Source organism: Aliikangiella sp. G2MR2-5 (assembly GCF_015687155.1).
Lineage (GTDB): Bacteria > Pseudomonadota > Gammaproteobacteria > Enterobacterales > Kangiellaceae > Aliikangiella.
In genome coordinates, this window is record NZ_JADPQF010000001.1 from 570,646 (window position 1) to 588,643 (window position 17,998).

At 40.8% G+C, this 17,998-nt stretch carries 2 protein-coding genes (1 of these 2 cut by a window edge); both read left to right on the forward strand.

Annotated features, from left to right (window positions below; genetic code table 11):
* Positions 1-16,524 carry a non-ribosomal peptide synthetase gene (locus tag IYN84_RS02450; RefSeq protein WP_196137573.1) on the forward strand — a complete coding sequence of 5,508 codons (16,524 nt, stop codon included), beginning with the start codon at positions 1-3 and terminating at the stop codon, positions 16,522-16,524.
* Positions 16,512-17,998 carry the 5' end (the start) of a non-ribosomal peptide synthetase gene (locus IYN84_RS02455; protein WP_196137574.1) on the forward strand. It continues 6,472 nt past the right edge of the window, so 1,487 of the gene's 7,959 nt are visible here — the first part of the coding sequence; its start codon is at positions 16,512-16,514; the stop codon falls past the right edge of the window. Before IYN84_RS02450 ends, IYN84_RS02455 begins: the two co-directional genes overlap by 13 nt.

Below are 17,998 nucleotides of genomic sequence, written 5' to 3' on the forward strand. Positions count from 1 at the left end.
ATGACGATAAACGAAATACTTCAGAAGTGTATTGAAGAATCGGTAGAGTTAAGAGTTGTTGATGAGCAACTGGAAGTACTCTTTGATGATAGTCCATCGGACTTACTTATACAGTCATTGCGAGAAAATAAGGAAGCTTTAATTGGCTATTTATCGGAGAACGAAAGGTCAGAATTTTCTTCCATAGAAAGGCTGGGAAGCAAATCTGCACCTTTGTCTCACTCTCAACGAAGGCTATGGTTTATAGATAAGCTTAACGGCGGGAGTTCGGAATACAATCTGTCAACCGGGTTAGAGGTTCAGGGGAAAGTTGATGAAAAAGTAGTCGAGATAGCTATTTCACAAATCATCCTTAAACACGAGATACTTAGGACTGTTTATGATAAAGATGAACAACGCCAATATATAAGAGAATTTTCGGGTTTCGATCTAACTATTCTGGATTATTCATGCTTTTCAAAAGAAGAACAGGCTGAAAAACTTTCTTCAATAATACGAGAAGAATCTGAAAAGGCCTTTGACTTGAGCGATGAAGTAATGCTTCGCGCTACATTAATCAAGCAGGGAGAGGAGAGGAGTGTTTTTCTGTTTACCGTTCATCACATTGCATGCGATGGCTGGTCAATAGGAATTTTAGTTAAGGAATTTGTTGAAAATTATAAGTTAGCCATAGAATGCAGGCGCGCTTCCGCCGACTCTCATCAGGCTAATAAAGAATCTAAAAAAACTGAGCTGGCGATACAATATTCGGATTATGCTATCTGGCAGTCAGAAAATGGTGAATTTTTTGAGGAGGAAATTGGTTATTGGCTAAGTACGCTTCAAGATCAACCTGCTGAAGTCAGCCTGCCTTTCGATTTTTCCAGACCAAAAGTTCAAGATTTTAATGCAAACTCTGTTGTAACTATCTTAGATAAGCAAAGACTTACTTCTATTAAGGAATTATGTGGCCAAAATGGGGTAACTCTTTTTATGATGCTTTATTCAGTTTTTAGCATTTTAATAGGACGTTGGTCAGGAAACAAAGACGTGATTATCGGAACGCCGATCGCAGGAAGAACTGAAGATTCACTAAATGATTTGATAGGCTTCTTTACTAATAATCTTGCCCTAAGAAGTAATGTAGATGGTGAAAGCAGCTTTCTTGATTTTCTTGCTGAAAATAAGAAAAATCTTCTTGAGGCGTACAAACATCAAACGGCCCCATTTGAAATTATTGTCGATCGCCTACAGCCTGATAGAAACTTGAGCCATTCTCCCATTTTTCAAATCCTATTTTCACTCCACTCAGAACATAAACCAAATTTTGACGTTGATGGTTTGACTATTAGAGAAGCTGATTTATTTGAGGATAAGGCCAAGTTCGACCTTGAGCTTGCAATTAATGAAATCGATGATTCGGTTCAATTGAAATGGATCTATGCGACATCTTTGTTTAAGAGAAGCACCATTGAGCGAGTAGCCCAAAGCTTTTCTATTTTAGTTGATCAAATAATTGAGTCTCAGAGTTGCGCTCTAAGTTCTTATCAAATCGTTCCTCCAAGCGATTTAGGAATTATACAAAAATATTCTGATAATCAGCTAGTGAATACTGGAATAACTAAATCAATTCTTGGTCGTATACGAGAAATAGTTGATTTAACACCTGAATCTATAGCGTTAACTTGTGGTACGGATGCCTTGACTTACAGAGAGCTAGATAGAAGAAGTAACCAAGCGGCGCACATGTTACAGGCAAAAGCTATTGGTCAAGGTTCAATAGTGGCTCTTGCTGTTGAGCGCTCAATAGAAATGGTAGTTGGTTTGATCGGTATCCTCAAGGCTGGAGCTGCATACTTACCTCTGGAAAAGGATTATCCGCAGGAAAGACTGAATTACATGCTTGATGATTGCGAAGCTTGTTTGACACTCGAGTCAAATGATTTGGCTCAGGAAAATCTGGCCTGTTTCAATGATAGTGCCAATGGTCTACCAGAAATTAATCCTGAGCAACCTGCGTACATTATTTACACGTCCGGTACAACTGGAAAGCCGAAAGGAGTACTCATAAATCATACTAATATGAGTCACTTTATCGATGCAATGCAGGATTTAATGGCAAATAACAATGGAGTCTGGTTGGCTGTGACCGGAATATCATTCGATATTTCTGTTTTGGAGATCTTCGGTGCGCTTGCGTACGGATTCAGAGTGGTTATAGCACAAACGCAATTTCTTACGGTTGACAAGCGGCCCGAAAACCTTTCTAAGGAACTTGATAGAGTTAAAAGTATTTCAGAACTAATCTGTGAGCATTCAGTAACTCATATTCAATGTACTCCATCGTTTGCAATGATGCACTTAGTTGATCTAGGCAATGCCGATGAGTTGGCAAGCCTACAGAAAATATATGTAGGGGGCGAAAAATTTCCAATTAACCTGGCGCAAAATCTAGGAAATTTGACCTCGGCTGAAATTTACAACATGTATGGTCCAACCGAGGCTACCGTCTGGTCAACTTTTCATAAGCTTGAGCGCTTTGACGGTGAGTGTCCTATTGGAAAACCGTTACCTGGCTATCAGGTTAGAATTCTTGATGAAAATAAAAGTCTGCTGCCATTGGGAGTTATCGGCGAAATTTATGTTTCTGGAAAGGCTGTTTCTAGCGGCTATCTAAACAGACCGCGATTAAACCAAGAGAGATTCCATATTGATCCTGTTATTCAGAATTGCCGAATGTACGCGACTGGTGATTTAGGCCGATGGAACAATAATGGTGAACTGGAGATCATTGGACGAAAAGATCAACAGATTAAGATTAGAGGCCATCGAATTGAATGCGGCGAAATTGAGCATCAAATCCAGTTAACAGGAATGGTTTTTCAAGCAGCTGTAGCAGCGAAAGAGTTGCAGCCAGGTGACGCTCGGATTGTTGCGTATATCGTGTTGAAAGATATATCCGAAGGGTTTGAGCAACTGGTTGGTGAAATTAAGTCAACGATATCGAAGTTTCTTCCGGATTATATGATTCCGTCTCATTTTGTGAAGCTGGAAACTTTACCTAAAACGCAGAATGGAAAAATTGATAAGAAGGCGCTGCCGCTTCCTTTATTCAGTGATTTCCAAAGTAAAGGAAAGGAACCTTCTACTGAATTGGAAAATCTTGTTGCCAGATTGTGGTTGGATGTTCTTGGGACTAAGGATAGAAAAATTACATTGGAGAGCAATTTCTTTAGTTTGGGTGGTCATTCTTTACTGTTAACCAAGCTACTCCTTGCACTGAATAGTCATTTTCAACTTGAGCTTAGTCTTAGAGATATTTTTGAAAACTCAACTTTTGTAGACCAGGTTAGCTTGATAGAAAAGGCTTTAAATGCTGAATCTGAAATTGAGAAAAATGGTGTGCCTGGAAGTAAGAAAGGCAAGTCTCAAATAATTGTTAAAAGAAATTTGACTACTGCGCCACTGTCCTTCTCGCAAAAAAGATTATGGTTTATCGATAAATTAAACAACGGAAGTGCTGAGTATAATTTGGCGACTGCATTTCGGGTAAGGGGAGAGTTCGATGTTGAAATTGCCCAACAGGCTCTTTCAAAAATCATTGAACGACACCAGATTTTAAGAACGGTATATTTAGATGATGGAGAAAATACTTTTCAATCAGTTATTGATAACTTTGAATTTCAGATTGATTTACATGACTTGACTCATCTTGTTGGCAAAGAACAAGAATTTAGGATTAATGAATTAATTGAATATGACAGTAATCTTACTTTTGATTTGTCGACTGACGTAATGATGAGAGTAGGGTACCTGCTTATCAATAACATTCAACAAGCACAAGAAGGTGTATTACTTTTTAATGTGCATCATATAGCCGCAGACGGTTGGTCATTTGCTATTTTGTTAAATGAATTTACCGAGTTGTATGAAGCCATTCGACTTGAAAGAACCGCAATTTTGCCTCAGCTTCCTGTTCAATATGTTGATTTTTCTCATTGGCAGAATGAGTGGGATGTTAATGAAAAGTTAGCTGGGCAGATTCAATATTGGAAGCATCAACTGAGCGACTTGCCTCTAACACATAGTTTGCCACTAAACTTTGAACGTCCGGCCGAAAAGAAATTTAAAGGCAAAATGTACAAGCAAACCTTGAGCCATGATCTCTCTAGTCAGCTGAAAGATTTTGCCGGCAAAAATGATGTGTCATTATTTATGATGATGCATGCATGCCTGGCATTTGTTATCGGCAAATATAGTCGCTCTAACGACATAGTTATCGGAACTCCAATTGCTGGTAGAACACAAAAAGAGCTTGAATCATTAATAGGATTTTTTGTTAATACTCTCGTTCTTAGAACTAGTACGAATTTTGAGAGCTTCGCTGATTTACTCTCCCATGTTCGAGAAGTTAATTTGTCAGCGCATGCTAATCAAGATGTTCCATTTGAATATTTGGTAGAAAATCTGGGGGTTAGTCGGAACGCTCAACATTCACCGTTATTTCAAATCATGCTAACCATGAATATAAAGGAAGGCAGCGGGCTGAGCTTACCGGGGGTGACTTTTGAGCCTGAACCTTTTACTGAGCTGGTTGCCAAGTTTGACATTGAAGTGGTGATTCAAGAGTCTGACGAGGGAATGTTTGTCGGTTGGATCTATGATGAGTCAATTTTTAGTGAAGATTTCATCGCTCGACTCCATTGCTACATGGAAAACATGCTGGATTCAGTATCCAGTTGTAACGACGTTGGACTGAATGAACTCGAACTTCTACCTGAGCAGGAAAAACAGTATTTAGTAGAGATTTTCAATAAAACCGATAGGTATTTCGAAGAAGAACTGCTATCACATCAACTTTTTGAAGCGCAGGCAGAGAAAAATCCTGAACACACTGCCGTCATATTCGAAGGCCAGAAATTAACTTATGGGGAACTTAACCGTGCTGCAAATAGACTAGCTCGATATCTGCTTTTAACAGGCGTAGAGAGTGACTCATTTGTAGGAATTTATTTACAACGTTCGATAGATATGGTTGTTAGTATACTTGGCATTCTAAAGACCGGTGCTGCATATGTCCCTATCGATCCATCGGTTCCCAAAACTCGACTTGACTATGTTGTTGGTGATACCGAACTTAAGTCTTTACTAACGAGCCAGAATCTAAGCTCTGGAATTGGCGACATAGCAGGTTGTTCTATAGTTGAGCTAGATTCTGAACAGTTCAGGGCTAGTTTACAGAATCTATCAGGTGACAATATTAAGCAAAATGCTCATCTGACTTCGCGTTCGCTTGCTTATGTTATCTATACATCTGGCTCAACCGGGCAGCCTAAAGGTGTAATGGTGGAACATCAGGCTCTCGTTAATCGAATCCAATGGATGCAAAATGAGTATCAACTGTCCTCATCCGACAATGTGCTACAAAAAACGCCTTATACTTTCGATGTTTCTGTCTGGGAGTTTATCTGGACATTAGGGTTTGGTGCGACTTTAGTTATTGCAAAGCCTGAAGGACATAAGGATCCCTTATATTTGGGGCAACTTATTGATGCTGAGAAGGTCACCGTTATGCACTTTGTACCTTCAATGTTAAATGCATTTATACACACAGAAGGCGCTGAATTTGCTGCGAGTGTAAGGTATATATTCTGCAGTGGTGAGGCTTTAGGGGTAAATGAAGTTAAACAAGTTCAGTTAGATTATCCCGGTATTGCGATCCACAATTTGTACGGTCCTACTGAAGCAGCAATTGATGTCTCTTATTATGATTGCAAAAATTTGGGTAGTGCTTCTACTGTTCCTATAGGTAAACCAATTCAGAACATTCAATTGTATATTCTTGATGATAATCTAAAACTTTGTCCTAGAGGTGGAATAGGTCAACTTTTTATCGGCGGTACAGGTCTTGCTCGAGGGTATCTCAACAAAGCTGAACTCTCTACAGAAAAGTTTATTAGTAATACGATCAATCCTGCAGTCTCGTCTAAGCTTTACGCAACGGGAGACTTGGCCAGACTTTCTGATGACGGTAACTTGATTTACTTGGGACGAATAGATAGTCAGGTTAAGTTACGAGGTTTCCGAATCGAGCTTGGTGAGGTTTCTTATCATTTAGAAACATCACATAGAGTAGCGCGAGCTTATACCACATTAAATCAGAGCAAAGACAAGCTTGTCGCCTACATAGTTCCAGAAAGCACTAGTGTTTCAGAGCCCGGCGCAAGCGACAAATCATTGACAGAAGGAGAGCTAGTCAGGCAGCTGCGCAGTCAATTGTCAGCTCAACTGCCGGAGTATATGGTACCTGCGTATTTTGTCGTCTTACAAGAATTACCTTTAACGGTAAATGGTAAAGTTGATGTCAAAAATCTTCCTCAACCAGATAGCGCAGCACTAGCTCAGGATTCCTTTGTAGCACCGCAAACTTCGGAACAAATAGCCGCTTGTAAAATCTGGCAAGCGGAGCTTGGCCTTGAGCAAGTGGGGATTACTGATGATTACTTCCTGTTAGGTGGAGATTCAATCAGCGCTTTACGTTTAGTGAGTAAAATGAATGCGGCAATAGGATGTCACATTCAAATCAAAGATTTGTTCCTGAATCCGACTATTGAAGGATTGTTTTCATCGAGTCAGGTTGAAGAAGGCAGCAATCTGCAGAATGCGTTAACCGAGGGACATGGGTTAATAGAGCAGTTACAACAAGATGGACACATGGTGTTATCGACTCATCCGAACCTGGCGCAGTCGGTAGAGGATTTTTATCCACTGAGTCCAATCCAGAGAGGAATGGTCTTTCTGGTGCAAATGCGACCCGATGAGCCGATTTATCATGATCAGTTCACTTTTGTTTTGTCCTGGCAGGATTTTGACCAAGGTTTGTTTCAACGAGCAGTTGATCAGGTTTGTCAGCAGCACCCGATTCTAAGAACAACATTTGACCTGGACAATTTCAATGAGCCGATGCAACTGGTTCACCGAGGGCTGACGCAACGGGTTAGGTTTGAAGATATCACAGAGCTAACAGACGCGGCAAAAAGTGAGTATATAGAAGGCTACTGTGAACAGGATAAAGCCCATAAGTTTTTGCAGGGAGGAGAACTGCTGTGGAGGCTGGCTGTTTTCCAGTTAAACGACACAGAGTTTTGCATGGTACTGTCTTTTCAACATGCGATTCTAGACGGCTGGAGCGTCAATGTACTCAATAGTGCCTTGGTGGATACCTACGAACAGCTCAAGAAAGAAGATAGTGTTCAGGTTGAACAAGGACGTAGTCAATATAAAGATTACGTTGCATTACAGCTTTCTCGTCAAGTTTCAGCAGATACTCAAAGTTATTGGCAGAATTATCTGCAAGGTTATGAGCGAAGTAAGCTGCCCTTTAACTTCAGCGGCAGACCTATCAATGATGAGAAGGGGATGAATACCTGTTATGCGCAGGTCGATGAGAGCCTGTATCAAGCATTACAGCAACGCGCACACGAATTAGGGTGCACGTTAAAGGAGCTGTGTTTATCGGCGCATATTTATTTATTATCCTTGCTATCGTTTGATAAAGAAATCGTCACTGGCGTGGTAACTCATGACCGGCCGGCATTACCGGATAGCGAACTGATTTTGGGTTGTTTCTTAAATACTATTCCGCTTCGAATGGAGGCGAACAAGCAAGTCAAAGTTAAGTCGCTAGTTGGGCAGGTTCGAGACTATTTACGTGAAGTTAAGGCCCATGAAATTTTTCTTGCAGAAATAGCCGGATTAGTCGACGGTGGTGATGGTGGAGTTAATCCCATCTTTGATACTTTGTTCAATTTTACTGACTTTAGTCAGTACGATAGTATCAGCCAGTCACTGAGTGATAAGCCGCAAGTTGATAGTGAACTCGAAGTATCAAGTTCGGAAATGACCAATACGCTTTTTGATATGGAAGTGCATCACGCTTCGAGTCAACGTTTAAGACTTCAGTTGAAGTATTCACCTGCATATTTTTATCCTACAGAAATTGATTCTGCGCTTGAACTTTATCAAAATATTTTGCACTACCTGGCCGCAGGAGATGAAACACTCGATGCTGAGTTGTTGGTCGATAAGAAAGAGCGTCATCAGTTGTTGCAGGCGTTTAATCAAACCGAGCAGTCCTATCCTCAAGACGTATTGCTTCATCAACTATTTGAAGAACAGGTCACAAAAACACCGAATGCCATCGCTATCAAGCGGAGAAATTTGAGTCTTAGTTATTTAGCATTAAATCAAAAAGCCAATCGTCTGGCTCACTGGTTAGTCGACCAGGGGATCCAGCCGGGTGATCATGTTGGTTTTGTTGCGCAACGGTCTCCTGATTTGGTAGTCGGTTTGCTCGCCATTTTGAAAGCTGGCGGAGTTTATGTGCCAATGGAGCCGGACTACCCGAAAGCGCGTCAACAAGCGATCATTGACAGTGCAGAAATAGTTGCGGTGCTAACAGATGAAGTTATTCAGGATAGTTGCGACAAAATGCTTGTGATGGATGATGCGGAGCTAGCTGATTATCCTGAGCATAACCTGACGAGCAGTCGAAGAGCTCAATCGCTTGCTTATGTGATTTACACTTCGGGCTCAACGGGTACGCCAAAGGGAGTAATGATTGCGCATCATTCTGCAGTCAACCTTATTCAGTGGGTTAATCAGACTTACCAAATAGGTGTATCGGACAAACTACTGTTTATTACTTCGATGTGTTTTGATTTATCGGTGTATGACATGTTTGGCATGTTGGCAAGCGGTGGCTGTATAGTGATGGCGAGTCAAACGGAAGTGCAAGACCCATCGCGACTAGCAGCACTGTTAGTGAAAGAGCAAATTACTTTTTGGGATTCAGTACCTGCGACCATGAATCATCTGGTTTCTTACCTGGATGAAGACAATCAGTGGGAACTGGAGCAGCTGCAACACTTAAGATTAGTTTTTATGAGTGGCGACTGGATCCCGGTGAATTTACCGGCTCGAATACAAACCTACTTTAAGCAAGCAGAAATTATTAGCCTGGGAGGAGCGACAGAAGGGACTGTCTGGTCAAATTATTATCCAGTGGATACGGCAATAAATTATCGTAACAGCATTCCTTATGGTAAGCCGCTATCCAATAATCGATTCTACATTCTGGATGATGAACAAAAACCACAACCCAAAGGAGTGGCAGGTCATTTATATATAGGTGGAGTTGGAGTGGCAGAAGGGTATATGAATGACCCGCAGAAAACTGCTGCTGCCTTTTATGATGACCCATTTGTAGATAAAGGTGCGGATGGACAGTTAGCGAGAATGTACAAGACCGGGGATATTGGTCGAATGTTACCTGATTGGAATATGGAGTTTCTTGGTCGTGAAGACCATCAGGTTAAATTACGGGGATTCCGAATAGAGCTGGGCGAAATTGAAGCGGTGCTAAGTCGACATGAATCGATTAAGCAGGCAGTCGTTAATATTCATAAGCCAAAAGACTCAACAGTGACATCAGGGAATGAAGTGCTGGTTGGATATCTTGTTCCAGTTGCGGGAGAAGAAATTCAGGTAAATGCTTTGAAGGCTTATCTTTCGGAACATCTACCTGCCTATATGGTACCAACTAGTTTTATGACCTTGTCGAAAATTCCTTTAACGAGAAATGATAAGGTTGATCGTAAAGCGCTTCCGGAGCCACATATTCAATTAATTAATAACGAGTTTGTTGGCGCAGAGAGCACCAATGAAAAAATAGTGGTCAACATCCTTGCCAGGCTCCTGGGTGAAGACGAAGCCCAGATAAGTTTGAATGATAACTTTTTTGAAATTGGCGGTCATTCATTGCTTGCCGTCAAGCTGGTGTCAGAAATTCGTAATCATTTTTCAATTGAACTACCTATTTCAGATGTTTTTGAAGCTCAAAGTGTACTGCAGCTAGTTGAAAGAATTGAAAGGTGCGAGATAGTTACTACACGTAAAGCTATTTCAGCCATTAAAAGAGAAACTAATTATTTTCCGCTATCTTCTTCACAACAAAGGCTCTGGTTTATTGATCGTATGGAGTCTGGTAGTCCCCAATATAATATGCTCAATGGATTTTGTGTAGAAGGTCTAATTAATATTGATTTTGTGGAGCAAGCTATTGGCTACATTATTGGAAAGCATGAGTCTTTAAGGACTGTGTTTTTTGAAAGTGAGAAAGGAAGCTTTCAAAGGGTTCAGGAAGACTTTTCTTTTAAAGTTGAACGCTATGATTTTTCTGAGCTTGATGAGACTGAAGAAAGAGAAAGACTAAATTCGCTTGTCGAGTCAGAACGAACAAAAGTATTTGATTTAACAAAGGATCTGATGATTCGAGTGACATCGATAAAACTAAAGTCAAAGTCGTCATTTGAAAGAACTATTTTGCTATTCAATATGCATCATATTGCATCAGATGGCTGGTCGATGGGGATTCTTGTAAAAGAGTTTGTTGAAACTTATCAGGCCATTGCAGATGGTAAACCCATTAGCGAAAAGCCTCTTGATATACAGTATATCGACTATGCAGTAAGCCAGCGAGAAACGTTAACCGAAAAGTCTGTTCAGCGACAACTTGAATACTGGAAAAATCAACTCGCAGATATACCGTTAACTCACAGTATACCCTTAGATTTTGAACGTACAGATGAGCAACAGTTTAATGGTAAGCTAGTAACTACAAAATTACGCTCAGAGTATGCCAGAAAAATAAGTTCGACAGCGAATAGTCTTGGAGTTACTCCTTTTGTTCTAGTTCATGCTGTATTAGCGCTGGTTGTTTCCAGAAACAGTAATCAAGATGACATAGTTATCGGTACGCCTTTTGCAAACAGGCTGCAAGCTGAGTTGGAGCCTTTGATTGGATTTTTTGTAAACACTATAGTTCTGCGAACAAAGACTGACTATAAAGATTTCTTGAGTTATCTGGATAATGTCAAACGAGTAAATTCTGAAGCACAAGCTAATCAAGATCTTCCCTTTGAGTATTTGGTAGAAAGCAATAACGTTCATCGTAGTGCAAACTACTCCCCTTTATTTCAAATAATGTTAACTATGAATACTAATTATGAGTATCGATTAGAGTTACCCGGTTTGAAATTTAAAAGCCTTGAAGGAGTAAAGGTAAGTACGAAGTTTGATCTCGAAGTGGCAGTTGATATTTCTGAATCAGGAGTAGAAATAAATTGGATTTACAACGATAGTATTTTCAATTCAAGTACGGTCAGTCGACTTGCAAATCATTTTATTTGTGGCCTGGAAAGTGTTGTTGACAATCCATCCCGGAGAATCAGTGAGATTTCTATGCTTTCACCTAAGGAAAGTAAACAGTTAATTGAGCGCTCTCAATTTAAGGTTGAGGCACATGCGCCGCGCGAAATGCTGCATGAAATATTTGAGTCTCGGGTGGAAAAATTTCCAGATAGGGAGGCTGTTAAGTTTGAAAATGAATCTATGACTTATCGGCAACTAAATGAATCAGCAAACCAACAGGCGTACTACTTGCGAGAGTTAGGGGTTGACGAAGAGTCCCTGGTTGGAATCTGTCTTGAGCGATCCGTTGATATGATTGTAGCTATTCTGGCAATTCTGAAAGCAGGAGGAGCATACGTACCTATAGATCCCAATTATCCAAATTCCCGAATTGATTATATATTGCAGGACTCGGAAGTAGAGTTCGTCATTTCAACGAACCAATTGAATAATAAGCTTTCACTGAAAGACAAAGTCAAGGTTATATCTGTTGATGAAGAATCATTTGTTGCCGCAATTGCAAGACTTTCCAAGGATAATCTTTCAGGTGAACTAACAAGAAGTACGGAACGGCTCGCCTATGTTATTTATACTTCTGGATCTTCAGGTAAACCGAAGGGAGTAATGGTTGAACATCTAAATGTTAGTCGCCTGTTTACCTCGACCAATAGGCAGTTCGGATTTTCTCACAATGACATCTGGACGCTTTATCATTCATTTGCCTTTGATTTTTCAGTGTGGGAGATTTGGGGCGCGTTACTGTATGGTGGGAAACTGATAATTGTCCCTCATTGGGTTACTCGATCTTTTGAAGATTTTTACAAGCTCGTTACTGTCGAGTCTGTAACCGTGTTGAATCAGACTCCGAGCGCTTTTAACCAGTTCATAGAAATAGATAAAAAACTTCAGTCAAAGCTTAATTTGAAACACGTGATTTTTGGTGGGGAAGCGATAAGATTATCTGCACTGAAACCATGGGTTGAATTACATGGAGATAAACAGCCTAGACTAATCAATATGTACGGTATCACAGAGACTACTGTACATGTTACTTACCGAAGATTGCTCAGAGATGATATTGAAAGAAATACAGCTTTAAGCTTGATAGGTGAACCGATAGATGATCTGTCTATTTATTTATTGACACAGCAACAAACACTGACTCCAGATGGTGTCATTGGAGAGATCTATGTCGGTGGTCCAGGTGTTGCAAGAGGTTATTTACATCGAGAGCAGCTAACAAATGATAGATTTATCCAAAGTCCATTTGACCCGAAACAAAGACTCTATCGCTCCGGGGATTTAGCAAGATACAACCGTGCCGGGGAATTGTGTTACGAGGGAAGGGCAGATTTCCAGATCAAATTAAGAGGATTTCGAATTGAGCTTGGGGAAATCGAGTCAGCTCTTCTTGCACAAGATTTACAGGAATGTTGTGTCGTATTGAATTCCAAATTAAAAAATCTTGTCGCCTACATAGTTCCAGAAAGCACTAGTGTTTCAGAGCCCGGCGCAAGCGACAAATCATTGACAGAAGGAGAGCTAGTCAGGCAGCTGCGCAGTCAATTGTCAGCTCAACTGCCGGAGTATATGGTACCGGCGTATTTTGTCGTCTTACAAGAATTACCTTTAACGGTAAATGGTAAAGTTGATGTCAAAAATCTTCCTCATCCAGATAGCGCAGCATTAGTTCAGGATTCCTTTGTAGCACCGCAAACTTCGGAACAAATAGCCGCTTGTAAAATCTGGCAAGCGGAGCTTGGCCTTGAGCAAGTGGGGATTACTGATGATTACTTCCTGTTAGGTGGAGATTCAATCAGCGCTTTACGTTTAGTGAGTAAAATGAATGCGGCAATAGGATGTCACATTCAAATCAAAGATTTGTTCCTGAATCCGACTATTGAAGGATTGTTTTCATCGAGTCAGGTTGAAGAAGGCAGCAATCTGCAGAATGCGTTAACCGAGGGACATGGGTTAATAGAGCAGTTACAACAAGATGGACACATGGTGTTATCGACTCATCCGAACCTGGCGCAGTCGGTAGAGGATTTTTATCCACTGAGTCCAATCCAGAGAGGAATGGTCTTTCTGGTGCAAATGCGACCCGATGAGCCGATTTATCATGATCAGTTCACTTTTGTTTTGTCCTGGCAGGATTTTGACCAAGGTTTGTTTCAACGAGCAGTTGATCAGGTTTGTCAGCAGCACCCGATTCTAAGAACAACATTTGACCTGGACAATTTCAATGAGCCGATGCAACTGGTTCACCGAGGGCTGACGCAACGGGTTAGGTTTGAAGATATCACAGAGCTAACAGACGCGGCAAAAAGTGAGTATATAGAAGGCTACTGTGAACAGGATAAAGCCCATAAGTTTTTGCAGGGAGGAGAACTGCTGTGGAGGCTGGCTGTTTTCCAGTTAAACGACACAGAGTTTTGCATGGTACTGTCTTTTCAACATGCGATTCTAGACGGCTGGAGCGTCAATGTACTCAATAGTGCCTTGGTGGATACCTACGAACAGCTCAAGAAAGAAGATAGTGTTCAGGTTGAACAAGGACGTAGTCAATATAAAGATTACGTTGCATTACAGCTTTCTCGTCAAGTTTCAGCAGATACTCAAAGTTATTGGCAGAATTATCTGCAAGGTTATGAGCGAAGTAAGCTGCCCTTTAACTTCAGCGGCAGACCTATCAATGATGAGAAGGGGATGAATACCTGTTATGCGCAGGTCGATGAGAGCCTGTATCAAGCATTACAGCAACGCGCACACGAATTAGGGTGCACGTTAAAGGAGCTGTGTTTATCGGCGCATATTTATTTATTATCCTTGCTATCGTTTGATAAAGAAATCGTCACTGGCGTGGTAACTCATGACCGGCCGGCATTACCGGATAGCGAACTGATTTTGGGTTGTTTCTTAAATACTATTCCGCTTCGAATGGAGGCGAACAAGCAAGTCAAAGTTAAGTCGCTAGTTGGGCAGGTTCGAGACTATTTACGTGAAGTTAAGGCCCATGAAATTTTTCTTGCAGAAATAGCCGGATTAGTCGACGGTGGTGATGGTGGAGTTAATCCCATCTTTGATACTTTGTTCAATTTTACTGACTTTAGTCAGTACGATAGTATCAGCCAGTCACTGAGTGATAAGCCGCAAGTTGATAGTGAACTCGAAGTATCAAGTTCGGAAATGACCAATACGCTTTTTGATATGGAAGTGCATCACGCTTCGAGTCAACGTTTAAGACTTCAGTTGAAGTATTCACCTGCATATTTTTATCCTACAGAAATTGATTCTGCGCTTGAACTTTATCAAAATATTTTGCACTACCTGGCCGCAGGAGATGAAACACTCGATGCTGAGTTGTTGGTCGATAAGAAAGAGCGTCATCAGTTGTTGCAGGCGTTTAATCAAACCGAGCAGTCCTATCCTCAAGACGTATTGCTTCATCAACTATTTGAAGAACAGGTCACAAAAACACCGAATGCCATCGCTATCAAGCGGAGAAATTTGAGTCTTAGTTATTTAGCATTAAATCAAAAAGCCAATCGTCTGGCTCACTGGTTAGTCGACCAGGGGATCCAGCCGGGTGATCATGTTGGTTTTGTTGCGCAACGGTCTCCTGATTTGGTAGTCGGTTTGCTCGCCATTTTGAAAGCTGGCGGAGTTTATGTGCCAATGGAGCCGGACTACCCGAAAGCGCGTCAACAAGCGATCATTGACAGTGCAGAAATAGTTGCGGTGCTAACAGATGAAGTTATTCAGGATAGTTGCGACAAAATGCTTGTGATGGATGATGCGGAGCTAGCTGATTATCCTGAGCATAACCTGACGAGCAGTCGAAGAGCTCAATCGCTTGCTTATGTGATTTACACTTCGGGCTCAACGGGTACGCCAAAGGGAGTAATGATTGCGCATCATTCTGCAGTCAACCTTATTCAGTGGGTTAATCAGACTTACCAAATAGGTGTATCGGACAAACTACTGTTTATTACTTCGATGTGTTTTGATTTATCGGTGTATGACATGTTTGGCATGTTGGCAAGCGGTGGCTGTATAGTGATGGCGAGTCAAACGGAAGTGCAAGACCCATCGCGACTAGCAGCACTGTTAGTGAAAGAGCAAATTACTTTTTGGGATTCAGTACCTGCGACCATGAATCATCTGGTTTCTTACCTGGATGAAGACAATCAGTGGGAACTGGAGCAGCTGCAACACTTAAGATTAGTTTTTATGAGTGGCGACTGGATCCCGGTGAATTTACCGGCTCGAATACAAACCTACTTTAAGCAAGCAGAAATTATTAGCCTGGGAGGAGCGACAGAAGGGACTGTCTGGTCAAATTATTATCCGGTGGATACGGCAATAAATTATCGTAACAGCATTCCTTATGGTAAGCCGCTATCCAATAATCGATTCTACATTCTGGATGATGAACAAAAACCACAACCCAAAGGAGTGGCAGGTCATTTATATATAGGTGGAGTTGGAGTGGCAGAAGGGTATATGAATGACCCGCAGAAAACTGCTGCTGCCTTTTATGATGACCCATTTGTAGATAAAGGTGCGGATGGACAGTTAGCGAGAATGTACAAGACCGGGGATATTGGTCGAATGTTACCTGATTGGAATATGGAGTTTCTTGGTCGTGAAGACCATCAGGTTAAATTACGGGGATTCCGAATAGAGCTGGGTGAAATTGAAGCGGTGCTAAGTCGACATGAATCGATTAAGCAGGCAGTCGTTAATATTCATAAGCCAAAAGACTCAACAGTGACATCAGGGAATGAAGTGCTGGTTGGATATCTTGTTCCAGTTGCGGGAGAAGAAATTCAGGTAAATGCTTTGAAGGCTTATCTTTCGGAACATCTACCTGCCTATATGGTACCAACTAGTTTTATGACCTTGTCAAAAATTCCTTTAACGAGAAATGATAAGGTTGATCGTAAAGCGCTTCCGGAGCCAAAAGGACAGTCACTTTTAACTGATGAATTAATTCAGCCTAATACTGAAACAGAAACCAAATTGCATTCTATTTGGAAGGAATTACTTGAACTCGAATCTATCAGTACCCACGACAACTTCTTTTCTATCGGTGGGCACTCTTTGCTGGCAACTCGACTAGTAACTGAGATAAGACAAAGTTTTGGCACGGATATACCGCTACGAGTGCTTTTTGAACAAGCAACTATTAAAGAACTCGCAACTTATCTGGACGAGAATCAACTACTCAAAGTTGCAGCGCAAGATATATCCGACGAGAGTAAGGGTAAGGAAGAAAAATGGATAATTTGATAATTAGAAAAACACTTTTAGATCTTGCTAATAATAATGTATCTGTCGGTGTCAATGCGAATAATCTTGTGGTAACCGGAGCTTTAGAAACTGTCAGCTCTGAGACAAAACAATTTTTAGTGCAGAATAAGCAAGCAGTGATTGAGTACCTGAAGGGATTGGATTATAGCGATTCGATCACTCCAGTTGTTGACAGCTATAGTGATGCTATACCGCTTTCCTATTCGCAACAAAGGCTTTGGTTGGTTGATGAATTAGGGCAGGATAATTCAATTTACAATATGCCATTTACATTAAAAGTTACTGGCGACTTCAATATCAGTGTTGCGGAAGAAGCAATACGTAAAATAATTGAAAGACATGCAATTCTTAGAACTGGATATGGCATAAATGAAGGTGTTCCATTTCAAAAAATTAATTCTGATTTCAATTTCAGGGTAGGCTGTGTCGATCTTTCGACGTATGACAAGAAAGAGCAGGTAATCAGAGTAAATGAATTTATATCTGAAGATAATAAAGAGCCATTCCGATTAGATGGAGGTCTAATGGTTAGAGCAAGCTATTTATTGCTTGATAAAAACTCAGATACCAAAGAAGGCATTCTCCAGTTTAATATGCATCACATTGCTTCTGATGCGTGGTCTATTGGCGTTTTGGTAAGAGAGTTTCTCGAGTTTTACCAGCAGCTGTTAGCAGGACAAAAAATTAAAGCTAAGCCGCTCAGTATTCAATATGCAGACTATGCTATTTGGCAAAGAAAAGAGGTTGATAGTAATAGGCTTCAGAAACAGCAGGTCTATTGGGAGAATCAACTAGAAGATGTTCCTTTGACTCACAACTTGCCTTTAGACTTTAATAGGCCGTCGGTAAAGAAACAAAAAGGAAAACTGGTTAGTTCCAAAATTCCTTTGCCCACATTAAAGCTGTTGAATAAGTTGGCGAATGAATGTGATACAACTCTTTTTGTTGTATTGCATGCTGTTTTAGCGTTTGTTTTGACGAGATTTAGTGGCGAAAAAGAAATCGTAATTGGTACGTCTGTCGCAAACAGAAGGCTGCCTGAGTTAGAGGATTTAATAGGATTTTTTATAAATACGTTAGTGCTAAGAACAAGTTGTGATTTTACCGATTTTAAACGCTATCTCGCGCACGTGAAGGAAGTTAATTTTGACGCTCAGTCCAATCAAGATATACCTTTTGAAAAAATTCTTGATCTCTGCAAGATTCCTCGTGAAGCACAGCACACCCCATTATACCAAATTGTCTTTACAATGAATAATACCGAATCATTTGATATGCAATTTGAAAACACCCGATTTGAGTTGTATGGAGAAGGGTATAGTGTGGCTAAATTTGACCTGGAAGTAGGCGCCCAGGTGCATGATTCTGGAATTGAATTTAAGTTCTGGTATGACTGTTCTATATTTACTGAAGATTCTATCAGAAGTATTGCGAGTTGTTTTGAACATGTACT